Source organism: Streptomyces sp. NPDC052036 (assembly GCF_040680495.1).
In the GTDB taxonomy this organism is placed as follows: Bacteria; Actinomycetota; Actinomycetes; order Streptomycetales; family Streptomycetaceae; genus Streptomyces.
This window is the reverse complement of sequence record NZ_JBFAWW010000016.1, coordinates 178,106-198,192: the sequence shown is the minus strand read 5'-3', so window position 1 is coordinate 198,192 and position 20,087 is coordinate 178,106. Positions and strand designations below refer to the sequence as shown.

Annotated in this window: 17 protein-coding genes and 1 pseudogene; 4 read left to right on the top strand and 14 right to left on the bottom strand. The window is 70.5% G+C overall.

What is annotated here, in order from left to right; genetic code table 11:
• Window positions 1-225: 225 nt before the first annotated feature.
• The 5 genes from AB0L95_RS23020 to AB0L95_RS23000 form a co-directional block, all read right to left on the bottom strand.
• A complete protein-coding gene (locus AB0L95_RS23020; protein ID WP_365163964.1) occupies window positions 226-2,322 on the bottom strand; it encodes a tetratricopeptide repeat protein in 2,097 nt (698 codons plus the stop codon).
• The gene (locus tag AB0L95_RS23015; RefSeq protein WP_365163963.1) at window positions 2,319-3,536 is read right to left on the bottom strand and encodes a hypothetical protein; all 1,218 of its coding nucleotides are present in this window, start codon (window positions 3,534-3,536) and stop codon (window positions 2,319-2,321) included. Before AB0L95_RS23015 ends, AB0L95_RS23020 begins: the two co-directional genes overlap by 4 nt.
• A 733-nt stretch (window positions 3,537-4,269) precedes the next feature.
• On the bottom strand, window positions 4,270-5,277 hold the full coding sequence (locus AB0L95_RS23010) for a helix-turn-helix domain-containing protein (protein WP_365163962.1): 1,008 nt from the start codon (window positions 5,275-5,277) through the stop codon (window positions 4,270-4,272).
• A 441-nt stretch (window positions 5,278-5,718) separates the two neighbouring features.
• Window positions 5,719-6,390: a transcriptional repressor LexA gene (gene lexA, locus AB0L95_RS23005; RefSeq protein WP_365163960.1), complete on the bottom strand. Its 672-nt coding sequence runs from the start codon at window positions 6,388-6,390 to the stop codon at window positions 5,719-5,721.
• 123 nt (window positions 6,391-6,513) lie between these two features.
• Window positions 6,514-6,726 (bottom strand): hypothetical protein, encoded by a 213-nt coding sequence (locus AB0L95_RS23000; protein ID WP_365163959.1) that lies wholly within the window; start codon window positions 6,724-6,726, stop codon window positions 6,514-6,516.
• 598 nt (window positions 6,727-7,324) lie between these two features.
• On the opposite strand from AB0L95_RS23000, the gene AB0L95_RS22995 reads away from it, so the two are divergent.
• Both AB0L95_RS22995 and AB0L95_RS22990 read left to right on the top strand, forming a co-directional pair.
• Complete coding sequence (locus tag AB0L95_RS22995; protein WP_365163957.1) at window positions 7,325-8,224, top strand: aminoglycoside phosphotransferase family protein; 900 nt, start codon at window positions 7,325-7,327, stop codon at window positions 8,222-8,224.
• Window positions 8,225-8,361: 137 nt separating this feature from the next.
• Window positions 8,362-9,813: a pyridine nucleotide-disulfide oxidoreductase gene (locus AB0L95_RS22990; protein ID WP_365163956.1), complete on the top strand. Its 1,452-nt coding sequence runs from the start codon at window positions 8,362-8,364 to the stop codon at window positions 9,811-9,813.
• A 50-nt stretch (window positions 9,814-9,863) separates the two neighbouring features.
• On the opposite strand, the pseudogene AB0L95_RS22985 reads toward AB0L95_RS22990, so the two are convergent.
• The 3 genes and pseudogenes from AB0L95_RS22985 to AB0L95_RS22975 all read right to left on the bottom strand — a co-directional run.
• Window positions 9,864-10,006, bottom strand: a pseudogene (locus AB0L95_RS22985) (SUMF1/EgtB/PvdO family nonheme iron enzyme); the annotation flags it as partial.
• 150 nt (window positions 10,007-10,156) lie between these two features.
• A complete protein-coding gene (locus AB0L95_RS22980; RefSeq protein WP_365163955.1) occupies window positions 10,157-11,353 on the bottom strand; it encodes a DUF6545 domain-containing protein in 1,197 nt (398 codons plus the stop codon).
• 140 nt (window positions 11,354-11,493) lie between these two features.
• Window positions 11,494-12,144 (bottom strand): hypothetical protein, encoded by a 651-nt coding sequence (locus AB0L95_RS22975; protein WP_365163954.1) that lies wholly within the window; start codon window positions 12,142-12,144, stop codon window positions 11,494-11,496.
• A gap of 826 nt (window positions 12,145-12,970) precedes the next feature.
• Here AB0L95_RS22975 and AB0L95_RS22970 point away from each other — a divergent pair.
• The gene (locus AB0L95_RS22970; RefSeq protein WP_365163953.1) at window positions 12,971-13,369 is read left to right on the top strand and encodes a hypothetical protein; all 399 of its coding nucleotides are present in this window, start codon (window positions 12,971-12,973) and stop codon (window positions 13,367-13,369) included.
• Between the two features lie 135 nt (window positions 13,370-13,504).
• Here the strand turns inward: AB0L95_RS22970 and AB0L95_RS22965 are convergent, their stop codons facing one another.
• From AB0L95_RS22965 to AB0L95_RS22940, 6 genes are all read right to left on the bottom strand, one after another.
• Window positions 13,505-14,335: a maleylpyruvate isomerase family mycothiol-dependent enzyme gene (locus tag AB0L95_RS22965; protein ID WP_365163952.1), complete on the bottom strand. Its 831-nt coding sequence runs from the start codon at window positions 14,333-14,335 to the stop codon at window positions 13,505-13,507.
• A 190-nt stretch (window positions 14,336-14,525) separates the two neighbouring features.
• Complete coding sequence (locus tag AB0L95_RS22960; RefSeq protein WP_365163951.1) at window positions 14,526-15,296, bottom strand: DUF4328 domain-containing protein; 771 nt, start codon at window positions 15,294-15,296, stop codon at window positions 14,526-14,528.
• A 196-nt stretch (window positions 15,297-15,492) separates the two neighbouring features.
• Window positions 15,493-16,425, bottom strand: coding sequence for an NADP-dependent oxidoreductase (locus AB0L95_RS22955; protein WP_365163949.1), 933 nt, complete (start codon window positions 16,423-16,425; stop codon window positions 15,493-15,495).
• A 130-nt stretch (window positions 16,426-16,555) separates the two neighbouring features.
• Window positions 16,556-17,050, bottom strand: a complete 495-nt coding sequence (locus AB0L95_RS22950; protein ID WP_365163947.1) for a hypothetical protein — start codon at window positions 17,048-17,050, stop codon at window positions 16,556-16,558.
• Between the two features lie 50 nt (window positions 17,051-17,100).
• The gene (locus AB0L95_RS22945) at window positions 17,101-18,213 is read right to left on the bottom strand and encodes a helix-turn-helix transcriptional regulator (RefSeq protein ID WP_365163946.1); all 1,113 of its coding nucleotides are present in this window, start codon (window positions 18,211-18,213) and stop codon (window positions 17,101-17,103) included.
• 175 nt (window positions 18,214-18,388) lie between these two features.
• Window positions 18,389-18,667, bottom strand: a complete 279-nt coding sequence (locus tag AB0L95_RS22940; protein ID WP_365163945.1) for a hypothetical protein — start codon at window positions 18,665-18,667, stop codon at window positions 18,389-18,391.
• A 438-nt stretch (window positions 18,668-19,105) separates the two neighbouring features.
• On the opposite strand from AB0L95_RS22940, the gene AB0L95_RS22935 reads away from it, so the two are divergent.
• Window positions 19,106-19,951, top strand: a complete 846-nt coding sequence (locus tag AB0L95_RS22935) for an RNA polymerase sigma factor SigF (RefSeq protein ID WP_365163977.1) — start codon at window positions 19,106-19,108, stop codon at window positions 19,949-19,951.
• Window positions 19,952-20,087 lie beyond the last annotated feature (136 nt).

Sequence of the window (20,087 nt, the reverse complement as noted above, 5' to 3'; positions counted from 1 at the left end):
CTCGCCGCAGGATCGATCCTGCTCCTCGGCGGCCTCGGGGCGGGCGCCTTCATGCTCCGCCGCCGCAGCACCACGGGAATCTGACCGGCACACCCCCGCCGGCACCCATGCGGCCGCGGGCACTGTCGCCCCACGACAAGCGACAGTGCCCGTGGCCTCCGCCCTGCCGGGCTGTACGGGCCGACCACGCCGCGCAGGACTCGGCGCGCCGCCCGTCCCGCGTCCCTAGTGGTGCGACTTGAGGGACGCTGCGGACGCGTCGCACAGCTCCCGGTGGCGGTGGAGTTCGGCGATGTCGGCGTCGGGGAGCGTGAGTGCCTCGTCGAAGTCCGCGCGTGCCAGGTCCGTCCGGCCGTCGGCGAGATGGGCGATGCCCCGGTTGAGGAGGACGTCCGGGTCGTTGCCGACGATGTCGAGTGCGCTGGTCAGATCCGCGACGGCCCTGCCGTGCCGGGACCGGTGGAAGTGCACGACGGCCCGGTTGATCAGTGCGGCGGGGTAACGCGGGTCTCGTTCCAGGGCGGCGTCGAACGCGGCGAGCGCCTGCTCGAAGTCCTCGCGCTGCAGCAGCACGGTGCCCTTCAGGCAGAGCAGTTGCGCGTCGCCGGGGTGGAGGGCCAGCCCGGTGTCCGCATCGGCCTCGGCGCCTTCGAGGTCGCCCGTCTCCAGCAAGAGTTCCGCCCGGGCGATCCGGGTGTCGAGGTCCGAGGGCTCCATCTCCAGTACATAGGCGAAGTCGTCGAGCGCACCCCGGAGGTCGCCGGTCCGAATCCGGGCCGTGCCGCGGTTGTAGTACAACTCCGGGAAGGGCGGCGCTAGTTGCACGGCCCGGTCGTAGTCGGCCAGGGCCGCGTCGAAGTCACCGCGGTCACGGGAGATTCTGGCCCGTTCCGAGAGATAGTCGGTGTAATAGGGGTCGAGGTCGACGAGCCGGCTGTAGTCGGCGTATGCCTCGTCCGGCCGTCCCAGTGCGACCAGCAGACGGGCCCGGTTGTACAGCAGTTGGGAGCGGTGCAGGACCCACTGGTCCTCGGCCATTTCCTGGTCGAGCCGGGCGATGCACGACTCCACGAGATCGAGGGCGCGAGCCCGGTTGCCGCGGTGCATCTCGACGAGGGCCAGGCCGTTGTCGTGGAAGACACTGAAGGTCAGGCGCTCGGCAGGGTCCGGCAGGATGCCCGCGATGGCGACCGCGTTGTGCTGCCACTGCACCGCGAGTTCGTGGTCGCGTGGCCGGAGGAAGCGGGTGTGCAGCATGGCGATCGCGTAGCTGGTCATCATGTGGATCTTGGGGTTGGTGAAGCGGCGCAGCAGGTCCTGGTACAGCTCCATGGACTGGGCCAGCCGACCGATCGGGATGCACGCCGCTGCCGCCTCCCGGGTGAACTCCCAGTAGTCGTGCTCGTGGCTCCCGGGATCGCTCACGCCTCGGCCGCGCAGGCCCAGGTCCACCACGGCGGCGGAGAAACCGGTGGCCACCGCATGGCGCTGGGCCGCGAGCAGAGCGGTCCGTCCCGCTCCCCCGGGGTCGCTGCCGCGCTCACGGTGGTAGGCGATCGCGCCCATCCGTACGCCCCAACTCGCCGTGCCCTCCAGGCCGTCGGCGCGTCGGTCGTGCAGGCGGGAGACCGCCTGCGGGTCGGCCTCCCGGTACCCGCGCAGCGCTTGCGGGTCGTCGTCGGTGCAGTCGCCGTCGACGTACACGGCCGCCCACTCCAGCGCGCTCCGGGGCGCTTTGGGCGTCGGGTCGCTCGCGGGAGCGCGGAGAGTGCCGGCCGTCGCGGCGACCGCGGCCTCCAGTTCGTCGGACAGTGCGTCGGCGGTCGAGGAGATCACCACCCGGAGCAGGCGCGGATCGGCCCGGCGCAGCAGGAGGGCCAGCAGTTCCTGGGTGGTCGCCTCCGCGGCGTGGACCTCCTCGAAGGCCAATTCCAGGGCGGAGCCGGTGTCGGCGTGGATCCGGTGCGCGTAGCCGAGCAGGAAGGTGACGATGCCCTGGCTCATGCAGCGGATCATTCCGGAGCCGAAGAAGCGGGTGCGCTCCTTGAACGAGGCCTCGTCGGCCAGCGTTCGCGGGGGCGGGCCGATGAGCTGCGCCAACTCGGGCATGCCGTACAGGAGTTCCACCCGGTGGGCTTCCACGAGCTCGGGCCAGCGCCGTCCGGCCTCCGGGAGCACGGACCGCAGCACGGTGTCGATGCCGGTGTAGGGGCCGCGCAGACGCTGGTGACAGCGGACCACCAGTGCCCCGCTGGTACGGGTGCGGATGAGGCGGAGGCGGTCTGCGCGCCGGTCGCCCACGATCCGTAGATGACCCATCATGCGAGTTCAACCTCCGCCGAAGGGGATGTCTGGGGTGTGGAGAGCCTTTTCTCCCGGCGTTTTCTCCTGGACAGCACGACGAGTGCAGCCACCTGAGCGGCGTTCACGCACAGGGACAGCACGGCGTCCCAGAAAGCCGCATTGACGTGACCGGAGGCGATGGCTTGCCGGGCGATGCTGAAATATTGGATCGTCACCGGGACACTGACGAAAACGGTGATGCCGGCCAACGCGGCGTATCCGAGCACGATGAAAGGGCCGTAGAATTTCCCGACACGCCGGTCTCGCGGTGTCCACTGTTCCTCGTCCACAAGGCGCTGCGAGCGCCCCAGCAGACGCCACATGCGGTTCTTCAGGAGCATCATTCCGGCGTCGTGCAGGTCATAACAGTTCCCTGCGGTGGCCGCCACATAGTAGAGGTCGGTACGCAAATAAAGCTGAAACTGCCAGAGAACGCGGACCACCACCGTGAACGCGAGAGCGAGACAGACCCGCGCGGTGAGGGAGAAGGAACCGTCGGGGTTCCGGGTCGCGTCGGCGACGAGTCCGAGCCCGCCCAGGACCACGCCGTCGCAGACGATGCCCGCGAGAAACGGAAGATAGCGTTTCGCGCGTGGAACGCTGAGCAGCCCGTTGATCTGCGTCTCGGCCACGATGTAGGTCAGGCGGTTGCTCACCCGCAGCCGGGTCGGCAGCCCCAGGCGGCGTCCGGCGAGGATGTGGAAGCCTTCGTGGAGCAGCAGAAGCGGCACCTGACCGAAGGTGATCACCAGCTGGACCACGAGCAGGGAGCGTACGAAGAAGATCTGGGACGGGTGCGGGGCCAGGTCCGTATGGCGGGTCACGGCCCAGGTCCAGCCGCCGACCACGGCCAGGTAGCACGCCCACGCCGGCAGGGAGAAGGCGGCACGGCCCAGTCGGCGCAGACGCACCGGCCGCGGCGGCGGGCCCTGCGGCTGTTCCTCTCCCTCGCGGACGAAGCCGAGTTCCCGCAGTGTGGCCACGAAGTCGTCCAGATCGACCGCCTCGTCGAATGCCGATGCGTACCAGTCGGCGGCCGCGCTCAGGGGCATGCCCTGCGCGAGCCGTTTCAGCAGTTCCGCTCCGTCGGTCGGGAAGACCGCGTAGGAGCCGGTGTCGAGACGGCCGACCACGACGTCGTCGCCTTCGGGTACGAAGCTCAACTCGTGCAACAGCAGGCCGTCATCGGCCACAACCCCTCCCCTACGTTCGGCGCAGGCAACCCGGGTGCGCCGTGGGCCGGCGCACCCGGGTGCAACTCATGGAGCGTCGAACGTGTTACGCGTTGGCGCTGTACGGGCACTGACAGGCGGCCGACGTCAACCGCACGTCGCCGGCGCGACGTACGGCAATCTTCTTGACCCCGGCCTTCTTGCCCATGGTGACAGTCGACTTCATCTCGGATCCCCTCTCATCGGATGTTCGCCGACCGGCGGTCGACGGCAATCAAAAGTGTTGCCCCCGGGCCGCAAATACAAGGTTGTGTTCGCGCCATTCGGCGGGTGCGCCACGTTGCCGATGGAAGACAACGATGCCGAAAAACGATTCAACGGCCGGGCAGGTAAAGGGAGCCGGCGGTGGACAACGGATTCCGTCGCCGCCTTACCGCCGACATCGTTGCCAGGGCGCAAGGACAGCTCTCGTCCCACATCACAGGACCACTGATCCGGTACGGAAGCCGAGAATCCGCTCACTGTGCCGCCATGGAACTCATCGTCACCGGATTCCGTTTGTCACCGGATACCGCTTTCGGAAACGCCTGGCATGACGAGCGGCGCTGTATGAATCGCCGCCGTCAGACGCCGGTGAATCCTCGCGGGGCGACGCCAACCGGACGGTCTGGTACCGGACGCGGTCCGGCGGCTGGATACCCGCCGTCGGCGTGGTCCTGGCGATCGTGCTCCGATGCTCGCGGGGCCTTGGGTCTCAGAGCTCTCGGTCCGGTTGCCCGGCCCGGTTCCGCCGTTGTGGCACTCCATGGCTTCGGCGGTATTCGCCGGGCGGCATTCCGAAGTGCGCCTTGAAGACCCGGCTGAAGGCGGCGGCATCGGAGAAGCCGGCGCGGAGCGCGAGCGCGGCGACGCTCCGATCGGCCAGCAGGGGGTCGATGAGGTCGGCTCGGCAGCGCTCCAGGCGTTGCTCGCGGATGAACGCCCCGACGGTCCCGCCGTCCTCCCGGAACAGGTACTGCAAGGCGCGCAGCGAGATGTGGTGGGCGGCGGCGACGGCCGTGGGAGTGAGCCCCGGCTCGCCGAGCCGGGCCCGGATGAAGGACTTGATCTGGTGCAGTTGTGCGGTCTTCCGCGCCGCGGCGGTCTCGGCCCCGTCGGCCTCGCACAGACTCGCCAGGAACGCGGTGGTCAGGTCGACCACGGCAGATGCCAGCCGGGGGATCTGACCGGCGGCCTCCACCTTCGCCCCCTGCTTGACGATCCCGGCGAGCAGGTCGCTCAGCAGGGCACCGATGCCCGTCCGGGACGGCAGCTCGGTGGCCACCAGCCGGCGCAGCGCCTGCTCCGGAACGGACACCGCCTGCCGGGGCAGATGCAGCACGATGCACTGGGCCACGTCGTCGGTGGCGACCGACGCCCAGTAGGGCTGCGAGGTGTCGTAGAGCACCAGGTCACCCGGGCGCGGATTGACGTGATTGCCGCCCTGCTCCCGTTGCATGGCGCCCCGGACGACCAGAGCCAGCACCCACAGTTCCGGGTCGGAACGCCGGATGAGGCGTGGGGTGCGGATGGACTGCATGGTGGGGAAGGCGACGCTGGAGACACCGACCCGGTCGCCGAGCGACAGCAGCCTCGCCGAGGCCGGGAAGTCCGAGTCGTGCTGGGTGACGATGTCGTGCGGGGCCATGTCACGGGCCACCAGGTCGCAGAACCAGCTGATCCGGTCGGCGGCCGGCAGGTCCCGGCTGGAGAGCGTGATCACCGTTCGACCCCCGTCTCGGCAGCCGCCGCAACAGGGCGGCGAGGTGCAGATTCCGCCACCTGTGCATGGTCCCGCACCGCGAGTGGTCCCGGGAAGTGGTTTATGCGTCAAGGATAACGGCGGCGCTTGCGACGGCCGCCGCGGAGCGTCCGGTGGCTGGTTTCGGTGTGGAACTCCCCTACGGGATGCGTGGAACGTCAACCGTTTCTGCGCTGTCCGTCAATGACCCTCGGAGTCCGGGGCGGTGAGGATAGGCCCGTCGGCGACATCGGGAGGACCGCGGGGGCGACCGCGGATCTCCCGCTCCGGCCAGGCGCGGCCCGGGGAGTCAAGGGGGAGATCCCCGGGCCCCGCTTGGCGCTGAAGAGCCTCGGCGCTTCACCTCAGGCCCTGGCGGGCTGCCCTTGGCGCGACCGTGAGGCGAAACGGGTCCGGACCCGGTCAGAGCGCGCGCAGGACTCCCACGACCTTGCCGAGGATCTTCGCCTGGTCGCCGGGGATCGGCTCGTACGCCCGGTTGCGGGGCATGAGCCACACCTGACCGTCCTGTCGGCGCAGCTGTTTGACGGTGGCCTCGTCCTCCAGGAGGGCGGCCACGATGTCACCGTGGTCGGCGCTGTCCTGGCGGCGGACGGTGACGATGTCGCCGTCACAGATCGCCGCCTCGACCATACTGTCGCCGGACACGGTCAGGGCGAACAGGTCGCCGTCGCCGACCAGTTGGCGCGGCAGCGTGTAGACGTCCTCGACCATCTCCTGCGCGAGCAGGGGTGCGCCCGCGGCGATGCGTCCGATCAGCGGCACGTCCACCGCGGCGGCCGGGCTGCGGTCCGGGTCGGGGGCCCAGGAGGAACGTACCCGATAGGCGCGCGGCCGGTTGGGATCGCGGTACAGGACCCCCTTGCGTTCCAGCGCCATCAGCTGATGGGCGACGGAGGAGGTGCTCGCGAGGTTCACCGCCTGGCCGATCTCCCGCATCGAGGGCGGGTATCCCTGCCGCCGGACCGTGTCGGAGATGAACCGGACGATGTCCTGCTGGCGGCTGGTCAGCCCACCCTCGACCGTCCGGACGCCCGGGGGCCGTCCCCGGCGTACCGGCTCACTGTTCTCCATCCCGGGCACCTCCGTACAAGATCTCGCAGAGCGTGACCATAACCCGGTTGTCCCAAAAAATGAAACACTCATTCGCCTCCGGTCACCCCGACGACTTGCCCGCTTCGCTCCTCTTGTCGTGTTTCACTCTTCGATGTCGTCATCCGCTGCGGTCGGCAGGTCGTTGTGCCCCTCGCTCCAGTGGTTGACCCATCCGCACACCCCGCAGGCATATCGGCCGTTCACCCCGGCAACCTCGCTGCCGCACTTGCGGCACTGCGTCTGGGTGATCTCCTGAGAGGCCAGGAACTCGACCGCCGGCACCGGCGCCTCGGGCGCGGTCTGCTTCCGATTCATGAGGCGGACCCTACCCGCGGCCGACAGCCGCTCACCGGGACGGCGGCATCCGAGTCGCCGCCGGCTGATACTCCGTGCATGCTGAAACCAGGTGGAGCGCCCCGCCCCGTCACAGGTGAGCAGGGACCCATACGGCGGCCGACTCGCCGCGTTCCGGGAGTCGGCCGCTGTGTCGGGGGGCGGAGCCCGGACCGCCGATCACTGAAGACGCCACCGGCCTCCTCGACGACGGGGAACAGGGCGGCGATGCCCCAGGGCCCGGCGGCACATGTCGCGCGGACCTGTCCCGCCCTCGACTGGTCCACGGTCGACCCGGCATCGGCGATCGGGAAGGGCACGGTCCGGCCCTTGCGCCCGCGCCCGGCGCCGCCCATCACCCGCCGTCCTGGCGGACGCCCTCACGCGTCGCCGTCTCGCGGTCCCTGACCTCACCGTCCACATCAAGTTCGATGTGTCTGCCGACTCCGTCATCAACGGATTCCGCCCACCCGACTTCGCGTCGGCGCATGAGGCAAAGGTATTGACTCTGCGTCAAGTCACCCCATACGCCCGAGAAGCGTTGGACGCCTGCCGCCGCCCCACGATCGGATGGCGCACCATGAGCACAGGGCAGTTGCACCCGGGCCGGCACCCCCTCGACGAAGGCCTCGTACGGCGGCTGATCGCCGGGCAGTTCCCGCAGTGGGCGGGGCTGGCCGTGGAGCGGTTTCCCTCGGGGGGCACGGTCAACGCCATGTACCGGCTGGGCGACAGCATGGTCGTACGGCTGCCGCTGATCGAGAGCGGAGCGGGGGACGTGGCGTCGGAGCGGGAGTGGCTGCCCCGGCTCGCACCTCTGCTGCCCGAGTCCGTCCCCGAGGTGCTCGGGGCCGGGGAGCCCGCCGAGGGGTATCCGTGGCCGTGGTCGGTGTACGGATGGCTGGCGGGGGGGAACCCCGAGCCGGGCGCACTGGGCGAACCCGAACTGCTCGCCGAGGACCTGGCCGGTTTCGTGGTGGCGATGCGGAGCGTGGATCTGCGGGGAGCACCGCGGGCCCACCGGGGCGGGCCGGTCGCCTCGCTCGACGCGGACACCCGGACCGCGATCGAGGAACTGCGCCGGATCCCGCAGGAGGGCGTCGACTGCGAGGCCGCGACCGCCGTGTGGGAGGACGCGCTACGGGCGCCGGGCTGGGACGGGCCGCCGGTGTGGCTGCATGCCGATCTGATGCCGGGCAATCTGCTGGTGGACGCTGACCGGCTGGCCTCGGTGATCGACTTCGGATGTACGGGGGTGGGCGATCCGGCCTGCGATCTGTTCCCGGCATGGAATCTGCTGCCGGCCGGGGCGAGGGAGGTCTTCCGTGAGACGCTCGGCGTGGACGAGGCGACCTGGATCCGCGGCCGGGGGCGGACCCTCTCGCAGGCACTCATCGCGCTGCCGTACCACCGGAAGACGAATCCGTCGATGGCGGACAACGCCCGGCACGTGATCCGTACGGTGCTGGGCGAGAGATGAGCAGTCCTGGTTCCCGGTGCCGCGGCTCGTAGATGCGTCATCGACGTGTCGCCTGGCCGGTTCTGGCCCGATCTCCTGGGGTGACCGCCACGCCCGACGGTACGGTGTGCGCGTCCGGGGCTGCGATCGGGGGGCGGATGTCGCGTAGAGCAATCGTCGTTGGTGCGAGCGTGGCCGGACTGCTGGCCGCCGCGGCCCTGTCCGACGTGGTCGACGAGGTGACCGTACTCGAGCGCGATGTGCTGCCGGAGGGGCCTGCTCCGCGCAAGGGCTTACCCCAGGGCCGGCATGGCCACATCCTGTTGACCAGCGGGCTGAACGCGATCGAGGCTCTTCTGCCCGGCCTACAGCTGCGGCAGCGGGTGCTCGCCGCAGGGGGCCGCGAGATCTCGCTCACCTCCGGCGCGGTGATGCTGGGTCCCGAGGGCTGGTTCCGGCGCTGGCGCCACGCCAGCCACCCCCTGCTCACCTGCAGCAGGGACCTCCTGGACGCCATCCTGCGCGAGGCGGTCCTGGACCGTCCCCGTATCGGACTGCGGCGTGCCGAGGCCGTCTCCCTGCTGGGATCGGCGGAGCGTGTCACGGGCGTACGCATCGCCGACACGGAGGGTGCCGAGGAGGACCTGCCCGCGGACCTGGTCGTCGACGCGAGCGGGCGTGGGTCACGTGCCCTGGAGTGGCTCGACTCGCTCGGCATCACGGGGATCCGTGAGGAGGTCGTCGACTCGGGGGTCGTGTACGCGAGCCGCCTCTACCGGATGCCTGACGGGGCGGAGGAATTCCCCCTGATCCTGGTGCAGCCCGACCCTCTCGACCCGACGCCCGGCCGCGCGGCGGCTCTCATCCCCATCGAGGGCGGACGATGGCTGGCCAGTCTGAGCGGCACCCGAGGCGGCGAGCCCACCAGCGACCCCGCGGACTTCGTCCGCTTCGCCCTCGGGCTGCGGCATCCTCTGGTGGGCCGGCTCGTCTCCGGTGCCGAGCCCCTGTCCGACGTGGCGCTCAGCCGCAGCACCCGCAACGTCCGCCGTCACTTCGAGAGCGCTGCCGCCTGGCCCGAGGGCTTTGTGGTGCTGGGTGATGCCGCCGCCGCGTTCAACCCGGTCTACGGGCAGGGCATGTCGGTGGCGGCGCTGGGCGCCCAGGAGCTTCGCCGGGTACTCGCCGTGGCCGATGCGGCCGCGCCGGGCGTGGCACGCCGGATCCAGCACGCCGCCGCCAGGGCGGTGGACGCGGCGTGGTCCCTGAGCAGTTCTCAGGACCGGTGGTTCCCCGGAGTGCTCGGCGACAGTCCCACATTCGCCGATCGTGTGCTCACTCGCTATGTCCGCCGTATGACGAAGGTGGCTACCAGCTCCTATCGGGTGTCCGCCGCCATGTGCAACGTCACCACATTGCAGGAGGACGGCAGCCGTCTGCTGCGCCCCTCGCTGCTGCTCGCCACGTTGAACGGCCCTGTGCTGCCGCCGCTGGCCGGGCCGCCCCTGACGGCGACCGAGCGCGCGATCCTCCATGGCCTCGACCGAACGGGAGGAGCAGTGGAAGGGGCAGCGGCGGGCACGGACGGTCGCATCCGCTCATCGGACTGAGGCCTTGTCCCGGGTGGCGAGAGCGTGTGGTGGTATGTCCGGTCGGGGTCGCGCGGTCCGGTGCTGCCGGCGCGGCAGGCGTGCTCCCACTCGTCCTCACCGACGTTCAAGTGGTAGCCGGCGGCAGCCCTTCGTGCCGGGACAAGGCGTTGCAGAACCGGACCGCGTCCCGCCACGAAGCACCCTCGACGGGCCGTGTTTCCGGCGCTCGCGTTCCTGACAGACCACCCTACCGACACCGGGCCCGGTGGACCGGCAACGACGGCTTGGCCGTCCTCGCGCTCACGGACGCGTATCTCGGCTGACCACGGGGCGCCCCCGCGGTGCGGCCCGGCTGCTCGGGTCAGGGCCGTCGGCGGCTCCGGGTCCGTGTGCGGACGTCCTTGACGATACGGGAACGCAGCGCCCGGGAGATATGGACCAGGTCGCTGCTGGAGACCGTGCGCTCGTCCGCGTTCACCCGACGCCGAGGGGGCGGGCCGTGGCCGCCGTGGGCGTAGTGGACCTCGACCGCCGCGACGATCAGCGCGGCCTCGGCGATGGCGGCGGCCTCCTCCCCGGTGGCGTTGCGGGCCAGGGCGAGCCGGTGTGCCTCGTCCCGGATCCGCGGATCGGAGTGGTCACGGCAGGCCAAAATGCGGTCCGAGATATATGTCTGACGTCTCGTCAGTCGCAGATGCACACTGGGCTTCCACCACGGCAGGGGCAGGGGTGTGGGCCCTGGTGCGCCCCGTACGGGGCGCACCGTGCGGGCCAGTGGTGCCAGCTGCCAGTAGCGGACGGCGGTGCTCCGGCCGATCAGGGGGAGAACGAAACCCGCCGCTCCCAGGACCGCGCTGGGCGCGATCATCGTGCGCGCGATCACGATGAGAAGATCCCAGGTGTGGCCGGTCCAGCGGCCGATCACCGCCGCGGCCGTCATGAGGTCGTAGCCGACGAAGTGCATCAGATACGCGGTGGCCAGCACGCGCAGACCGGTGCGCAGCGTTCCGTGCACCTCCCCCGACCAGCGTCGGCACAGGTGGCCGACGGTCAGGGAGGCCACGGCGTGCGCGGCGAGATAGAGAAGGATCATCTCCCTGATGAAGGGCGTGGTGGCGTAGTAGAGGTCGAACCGGGTCCGTTGCTCGACCGGCGCGTCGCCCAGCGAGAAGAGGACCGCGATGAGGAGGACGGCCACGCCGTACGCGGCGATCGTGATACGGGAGAGACGGCGGGGCTGGGCCGTGCCGGTCTCACCGCGCCAGTTCAGGACGAGCACGATCGAGGCTCCGGAGAAGGCGACCAGCAGTATGTAGACGATCGGGGCGGCGATATTGGGCACGCCGGTGCCGGAGTTGACGAGGGCGATCGTGCTCTGGGCGGTGGTGAACAGGACTCCCGCGCCGAGGAAGAGCAGGGCGCAGATGGAGGACAGCAGCCAGTCCCGGCCTCGGGCACGCACGAGTGCCGGCAGCTTCAGCAGACAAGCCAGGAGCATCAGTCCGCTGGAGACGTAGAAGGGTGAGTCGCCGTCCAGTGGCGATAAGTCGCCGTTCATGGGATGGGCACGGCCTCCGGGGACGTTGCTGGGCGCAGTCGCTGTGGCAGGCTATCGCGGACGCGTCACGGGTGTGTTGCTGGTGCGACGCATCGCAACAACGCCCCGGCATGGGCCGGGTGGGCGGGTTCGAGCCAGTGTCAGCCTTGCTGACCGCGTTCTTCACGTACCTGCCGCACCAGGGTGTTGATGAAACGCTCGACCAGTTCCCACTCGTCGTCCGGCAGGGCGGCGGCCGTGCGCAGCGCCGTGGCGCGGCTGCCGTTGCAGTCGTGGTCGACGGCCGTGCGCAGCGCTTCGAGCACGGGCTGGAGCACCTCGTTGAGGGCCGACTCCGGCTCGGCGCTGAGCCATCCGTTGGGCTCCCCGAAGAAGAAGCGCTCGACGCCTGCCTGGGTGGAGGCCAGCGGACCTCCTGAGCGGGCCGTGCGCCGTCGCACGTCCCGGGTCGGCTGCGCGGTCTCCCTCGGGCTCCTGCGGCCGTTGACGAGGTTGGACAGTGCTGCCCGGGTGGCCCCGAACGACGAGGCGATCTCGTCGTAGGAGTGGCGCGAGCCGTCGGGGCGCCGTCGCGTCTCCCGCAGATGAGCGATGCGGCGGATGATCCGGTCGGTGATGTCCTCCGCAGGGGCCTGCCTGCCGTTCAGCAGCATCTCCACAACGTCCTGCGGAACGCCACAGTTGACGGACAACTGTTGCACGTCGAGGACGTCGTCACGGCTCTGCCCGTCGCTCAGCAGAGAGTCGATGTGCCCGAGGGTCTCGGCGAGCGATTGGCGCGGATCTCTCACCGACGCATCTCCTCACGTCCGGTGGCGGCGCGGACTGCGCATTGATGACGAGACGATAACCGCTCCCCGGCCAAGCAACCAGGTCAGCGACACTCCAATAGCCAAGGATGGATACAACAGTTGACATCACATGCTCGGGGATTGCAGCATCACCGGGTGACTGACTGCCAGTCAGCACCCGGCGGACACGGTCGCGTTCGATCCGCGATTGCGGAATGCGGTCGCGCCTGCGTTCGCGTCGGCGTGTGCATGTCCGGGCCACCCCCACGCACGGTTCAAGGGTGCAGAGGTGTGCCTCGCAGGCCTTGCCTCAGCGGGGACGGACACGACGTGCCGACGGTACGAGCCGGGTGGCCGGCGGTCGGCGAGCCGATGCGGACCGCCCGGGCACTCGGACGTTGGGAGGCCAGAACCGTGGACGTCAGACGGTGCCGCCCGTTCTTCCCGCACCAGTCATCCCGGCTGCGGCCCCCAGATGCCCGCTGTACAGATGATGCGTCGCTCCGCCTTCCCTGCCCGCGACACCGGCCGACAGCCCTGGGATCCGCTCATCGCTTCCCGGCCGGTCACGGCGTGGCGAGACGGCGCAACCAGCCATGCTGCCGGGGCTTGGAGCTCCGAACACGAGGGGACTGCGATCAGCACCAGACGCCGTCGCGAGCCGGGCGCCCCTTGTGTACGGAGCTCTTATGCCCCCACCTCGCTCCTTGTCGGAGGATTACGTGACGGCCGTCCCTGCGTTTCTCCCTCCCCGGCGCGCCACCCGCGCGGCCCATAGACCCGCCCCCCTGGCCCCGGCGACACCGTCTCGCGTTCCGAGCCTGCCGTGACCGCCCCCCAGCCCGAACCCGCCTTTCCGTACCGCGCCCAGCCGGGTGGCGCGGCCGAGGCGGCGGACGATCGATGGGCCCACGCACGAGACCAGCGGTTCGCCCGGTTCTTCGGGGGACGGCTCGCCGATGCAGAACGGTGCGGCAGCGCGGCCGAACGCCGGACCGCGGCCGATGTCACGGACCTGTTCCGGCAGTGGCTGGACCTGCGTGAGGTGGCGGGCGGCGAAAGCGACTGCGAGCAGGACGCCACCACCAACGCCCTCGGGTGGTTGCTGCGCTGGGTCGCCTTCATGGAGTGGGCCGGTCATCCCCAATGGGAGCTGGGCTTCCATCCTGCGGCGTACCGGGCGCCCCTCGATCACTTCTTCGACGCGGCCGACATCGGTTGCTGAGAGGGAGACGGACGCCCTTCCCGGGCGTGGGACCGCCGCGCGGGTCGGGGTGCCGAGCGGACAACCTCCCTCACTCCGGGCCACGACGCGGGTCACCCTACGGGCAGCCTCCCCCACGCGGGGCCTCGATGTGGGTCAGGGCGCCATGAAGAGCGTCGGAAAGCGCGGCCCGAGCCAGGGCTTGCGCCCCCAGGCGAGAACCCGGCCGCTCGCCATGGCCCGCCACGGGTTGCAGCGGCCCAGGGCGATGAGCAGGAACGTGACCGGTTCCGTGAGGATCGTGCAGTCCGGACGGTCCGGTGCCGCGGACGTCACGTCCACGGCGCCGTCGGTGAAGGTGACGCCGAACTCCGCCCCGCCCCACACCCGCAGCCGGTAGCGGGCCGTGACCCCGGCACCGGCGACGGCGACGTGCGGCATGGCGGTCAGCAGGAACGGCAGGCACAGTCCGACCCGAGCACGGTCGATCATGTGCGGTCGGCCGAGCGCGCGGGCGAGGTCGTAGCCGTGGCCCAGCATGTGGGTCAGCAGATACGAGGCGAGAACGGACCGGTCCATGGGGCCCAGCGGCGTGACAAGCGTCCGGTCCGCGGTGCTCTCCGCCGTGGTCCGGGCGACGGCGTCGAGGAAGCCGTCCGCCTGCGCCACGATCATCGCCGCCAGCGGCTCTGCCCCGCGCTCCCCGAACGCGGCCAGGGACCGCGCGTTGGCCGCGGCCAGGCTCTGCGGCGTGCCGTCGCCGTAGGGGCGTTCGCGGCCCGCCGCGAGGTCGGCCATCAGCTCGTTGGCCACCGCCAGATGGGCCGCCGCCTCGCCCACGGTCCATTCCGAGCCGGGCACGGGGACCGTCGTGTCGGCCGCCGCTCGCAACAGCGCCGCGATGTCCGCGGCCGTCTCACGGATCGCCTGTCCGAGCCCGTCGGGCAGGGTCTTCCCGTCGTCCACCGCCCGCGTTTCCGCTGCCATTCGCACCCGCTCCCTCATCGGCCCGCCACGCCTGTCGCACTCATCCGCCGGGCCTGCCATGCCCGTCACGTGCCAGCGGGATACCCAACCAGGCAGAAGCGCCCGGTGACAACGGTTCGGACGACATCGACCGGCCATGGACTTGGCGACTTGGCAACCCGGTGGCTTGGCGACTCGACCCCTCGGGACGTCAGACCACGACCGGCTGCAGCACCGCGCCCTGCAGCCCCTTCTCGTGCTGCATACGCGTGAGCCGCAGTACGACGAGGATCGCGAGCAGCGCGGCCGCCATGTCGGTGACGTCCGCGAGGAGCACCTGCGGGACCGCGCTGCGCAGTTCCTGAGCGGTGTGGGCTCGACGGTAGGCGGAGAAGCCGGCCCGCTCGGCCAGGAGTGAGATGATCCACAGCGCCCACCAGGTGTTGACGAGGCCGTGCGACCTGGGCGCACCCCATCGGCTGCTCGCGTCCCAGATGTCCAGTGTGATCCGGCGTGGAAACCAGAGGTTCACGATCGGTGTAAACCAGCCGCCGATCGCCCAGCCACGCTTCTTCTGGTGCCCGTTCGGCTCGAACACATCGGCGTTGACCCGTACTCGGTAGAACCAGCACAGGAACACGACCATGCAGGTCAGCATCGCGGCCGTCTGGGCCATGCCGGCTGCGGCGTAGAGCGCGTCCGCGCGGTCGGCCCGGCGGCTCACGGCGTCGCCGACGGCGCCGTCGGCCAGATCACCCGACACGTTGTACATGAAGACGTCCGCCCCGATCGCGAACAGATCGGTGACGGCAACCAGTCCGAGCAGTATGGCGGTCGCGCGGCCCAGCCCGACGGGCGAGCGCAGGAAGGCCTCGGGCACGACCGCGGCCGACCGGGCCGTCGGTGCCGGAGCGGCGGCGCACTGGGAGCACAAGGTGCCGCCCGGTACAGCGGCGAACTGATGGCAGCGCGAACAGAGCATGGTGGAGCATCCCCCGAGGTGTGGTCGAAACGCCGGACGCCGTTCCTCCCCGGAACCTCACGCGCGGCATGCGCAACATACGGTTGCACCGGCCCCGTAGTCCACTTGGTTCACGCCCGGCGGTCGGCGGGGCCGCGCCCGGTCGACGAGCGCCAGGGCTCCCCCACCGGCCCCGGGCAACGGGCCGACCGTGTCGTCAGTCGCCGTGTCCGACCTCGAGCACGATCTTGCCGCGGGTCCGCCCGCTCTTGCTGCGGCCGAACGCCTCGGCGGCCTCGGCCAACGGCAGGGCCTGCTCGACATGGACGTCGAGCTTGCCGGCGTCGGCGAGGCGGGCCAGTTCCGCGAGGTCCGCGGAGTCCGGACGGACCCACACATGGTGACCGCCGTGCTCGGTGACCTCGGGGTTGACGATCGAGGCGACCCGAGAACGGTCCTTCAGCAGTTCCTGGGACACGGCGACCGCGTCCCCGCCCACGTAGTCCACTGCCGCGTCGATTCCCTCAGGTGCGAGCCACCGCACCCGCTCGGCCAGCCCGTCGCCGTAGGTCACGGGTTCGGCGCCCAGGGAGCGGAGGAAGTCGTGGTGGGGTTCGCTCGCCGTACCGATGACCCGGGCTCCCTGAGCCACCGCGATCTGCACGGCGAAGGCCCCGACGCCGCCGGCCGCCGCATGAACCAGGACCGTGTCGCCCGAGGACACCCCCACCCGGGCCAACGACTGCCAGGCCGTGAGTCCTGCCAGCGGCACCCCGGCCGCCTGCTGCCAGTTCAGCGAGGCGGGCTTGCCGGCGAGGGTGCGCACGGGCGCCGCGACGAGTTCCGCGTAAGTGCCGTGCTGCACTTCGTCCTTGCGGACATAGCCGAAGACCTCGTCGCCGACCGAGAACTCGGTCGCGTCCAGGCCGACCGCCTCGACGACGCCCGCGACGTCCCAGCCGGGGATGAGAGGGAAGTGGATGTACATGATCGAGTCGAGGTATCCGGCGACGATCTTCCAGTCGACCGGGTTGACTCCCGCGGCCTTCACCCGCACGAGCACCGAGTCGGGACCGACTTTGGGGTCGTCGACCTCTGTCAGTTCCAGGGTCTCCGGACCACCATAGCGATGGACAGTAATTGCGCGCATAACGGACATGGTAGTCCCCGGAACACATCCGTCCCGAGGGTCCCGGTCGTGATCCACGGCTCCTGGATCTCCGACGACGTCCGCGACGGCGGCCGAGCCTCACCGTCAGTTCGGGCTCCGGAGGCCGAGTTCATGCTCGGCACCCCCAAGGCAGGTCCCCCGGCGGATCGGGGCGCAGTCGGCGGGCGGCCCTGCGGGTGGCGGCGGACGCGGAGCAGACCAGGTAGCGGATCTTGCTCGGCTCCACGCCCATGGTCTCGGCGGCGGCCGTGCTGCTGTACTCCAGCAGGCAGTGCAGCACGAGGGCGTCGTACTGCGGGGCCGGACAGGTGTCGAGCGGGGCGGGCAGGGGCCGCCGGGCCCGGATCCGAGCGCTCAGCAGGGTCCAGGCCCGCGCGGAGGGATTGGGATGGCTGACGACATACGGCCAGCGGACCGCCAGTTCCCCCAGGACGCCGCGGACGAAGCCGTGCGCCTCGTCGTCCGGCAGATGGACGCGCGCGTAGTCGAGGTAGTGGTCGCGGTGCAGCGCGCAGAACGCCTCGAAGGCAGGCGGCAGCACGGCGGTGAGCGGGGCCTCCTGGCGGGGCGGGACGCCACGTGGCCGCGACGACGGAGACGACACGCGGGAACAGGACGCGGATGTACGGAGGGGTTGCCTGAGGGTGTGTGGAGTCATCCGAGGACCTCGGCGGGTGTACGGAGGGCGAGCGGAAAGGCAGGCGGCGGTTCGAGGGGCCCCGCCGCCGCGGCGCGTGCGGCGTTCCACAACGGCCGTAGGGGCGGGGCCTCGGCGCCCAGGGCATGGGCGAGTTCCTCGACGTCCTCCCAGGCTGGCAGCGTGCTGCCGCTGAGCATTCCGGTGACGGCTCGGGGGCTCAGGCCGCTGCGCGCACCGAGATCGGCCGTGGCAGGCCGAGCGGCGGACAGGTGCAGTCCGCGCAGGGCCTCGTGCAGGCTGCCGCGCTGGTTCGGTGTCTGTCCGCGGGCGGCCGCCCACAGGGGCTGGATCTCTGCCGGGTCTCCCCCGCAGGCGAGCGTGAGCGCACGCGTGATCTTCCACGAAGGGCAGCGCTCGCCGCTGAGGACCCGGGAGACGTAGGAGGCAGATATGTCGGTGTCCTCGGCGAGCCGGCGGAAGGACTTGGTGCTGACGCGCTGAAGCTGGGACAGGGCGCGGGTGAGGACCGCGGCCGGCCCCGCGGGGTGCCGGTCCGGCTCCCTGGCCCGGAACGGCGTGGCGCCGCCCGGCCCGGCCGGGGGCCGGCGCTGGCGCGGGATGCTGATGAGCGGTGCCGAGGCGGCGGCCTCCGGTTCCGTCGGCCGGGCCGGGCCGTTGCGGGGGCGCTGCCGGCGGTTGGCCATTCTTCGGCGGACGGCGTCCGAGGAGAGTTTCCGGGTGAGTTGCTCGGGCGGCAGGCTCAGGGAACGGGCGATCTCGGCGTTCTTCTCCCGCTGGTCGCGGGCCTGTTGCACCAGGGCGACCTTCAGGTCCTCCAGGTCGCGTTCCACGATGCGCAGCAGACTCAGTCCCGCGAGCGGCTGGCGCGTACGGGTCAGCCGGCGCAGGTGTTCGACGCCGCGCGCCAGATCGTCGGATACCTCGTCGGCGAAGAGGTCGTGGGCGACCGCGTCCGGGGTCGGGTGCTTCTTGCGCGCCCTGCGGTAGGCGCGACCGCAGACGTCGTTGCAGTAATGGCGCGGCCTGCCGGAGCCGCCGACGCGGTCAATGGGTTTGCCGCAGTCGGGGTTGAGGCAGTGGGCGGGGCCTGGGTCCTTGGGCGTCATGGGATCGGGCATCCTTTGCGGGCAAGTGCCACCGGGCTGGGTCACGGAAATTGAGAGATTCCGCAGAAGCCGTCAGCCGAACTCGGCCCGGCTCCTTGGGCGGGTGATCGGTGTGCCGCCGGTCGGGCGGCCGCCCCCGGGCAGTTCGAACCGCCCGGGGGCGGCCGACCGGCCGTCAGGCGATACGAAGCCGCCGGTAGCGCAGGTCGGAGCGACGGGTTGCGGCCAGCAGCATGCAGATCGCCGCTGCGGCGAGTTGGTACAGCTCGGGCCGCAGGACCAGCACGATGCCCAGGACCGGGGCGGCGACGAACGCCCCTACCTGCATGTTGACTTCCCTGTCACGCAGGTCGCGGGTTTCAACCGCGCCCGTGTGCGGGATGTTACGGTCGAACCGCTGCGACCGGCTCCGCTCGAGTGGCCGGCCGAAGTCGTTGTTTCGGTCAGGAGGCATGTCATCTCCTCGATCGTTGAACAGAGTTGAGTCGGGCCCCGGTCTGGTATCCCGCCGTGCCGGGGCCCGCTCGTGTGTGTGGGGACGCTACCCGCTCACTCAAACGAATGCCTACCGCTACGGTGCGTAAATGGCATGATTGCGGTTACCGGCGCGTTCAACCACCCGGATCGGACAAGTTCCGTCGCATCTTGGTCAATACCGCTCCCGAGTGCCTCGCTGGCGAGCAGGTCCCTCACTGCGACACCACAACGAGCCGGGGACACGGCCGCCTCGCACACCTCACCTGCTGTAGTCGCCCGCACGGCGGCCCGCCGCCACACGCCGAGGCGGCGGGGGAACGGATCGTCAGGCATAGTCTCCCGGCCTCGGGGCAGGCGGAGTGTCGTCGGCCCGAAGCGGGCTCACACGCACGTAGTCGATCCGGGAGGGAACATGATGTCGGCGATGACGACAACGGCGGCGGAGGCGGGCACAGCTGCACTGCCGGAGGTCGCCGACCCGTCGAGGGTTGCCCCGCGGGACGCCCGCGAGCTGTCGAAGTTGTTCTTCGACCAGCTGACCGTGCTGGACGAGGGCACGCTCGAGTACCAGTACGCGCGCAACACGCTGATCGAGATGAACATGTCCCTGGTCCGTTTCGCGGCCGCCCGGTTCCGCAGCCGTGGACCGGAGGAGATGGAAGACATCGTCCAGGTCGGCATGATCGGACTGATCAAGGCCATCGACCGGTTCGAGCTCTCGCGCGAGGTGGAGTTCACCTCGTTCGCAGTGCCGTACATCGTCGGCGAGATCAAGCGGTTCTTCCGCGACACCTCCTGGGCCGTCCATGTGCCGCGCCGGCTCCAGGAGGCGCGGGTGCAGCTGGCGAGGGCGACGGAGGAACTGCGCAGCCGACTGGGCCGCGTCCCCACCACGAAGGAGCTGGCGGAGCTGATGTGCCTCTCGGAGGAGGAGGTCATCGAGGCAAGGCTGGCCTCCAACGGATACAACTCCTCCTCCCTGGATGCCGCGATCAGCACCGACGAGGACGGCGAGACCGCGCTGGCGGACTTCATCGGCGCCGAGGACGCAGCACTGGAGCTGGTGGAGGACTTCCATGCGCTGGCCCCGATGATCGCCGAGTTGGACGAGCGCGATCGGCAGATCATCCATATGCGGTTCGTCGAGGAACTCACCCAGGCTCAGATCGGCGAGCGCCTCGGGGTCTCCCAGATGCATGTCTCGCGGCTGCTGTCACGCATGCTGGCCCGGCTGCGCGAAGGGCTGCTCACCTCCCGCTGAGACCCACTCACGGACGGCGCACGACAGCGCCCCGGGGCGCAGAAGGGCGGCCCCGGGGCGCTGTCGTGCGTATTGCCCTTGACTCCTTGTCACGCCTTTGATCCGGGTGATCCTCCTCGCCTGGAGGCCGGGAACC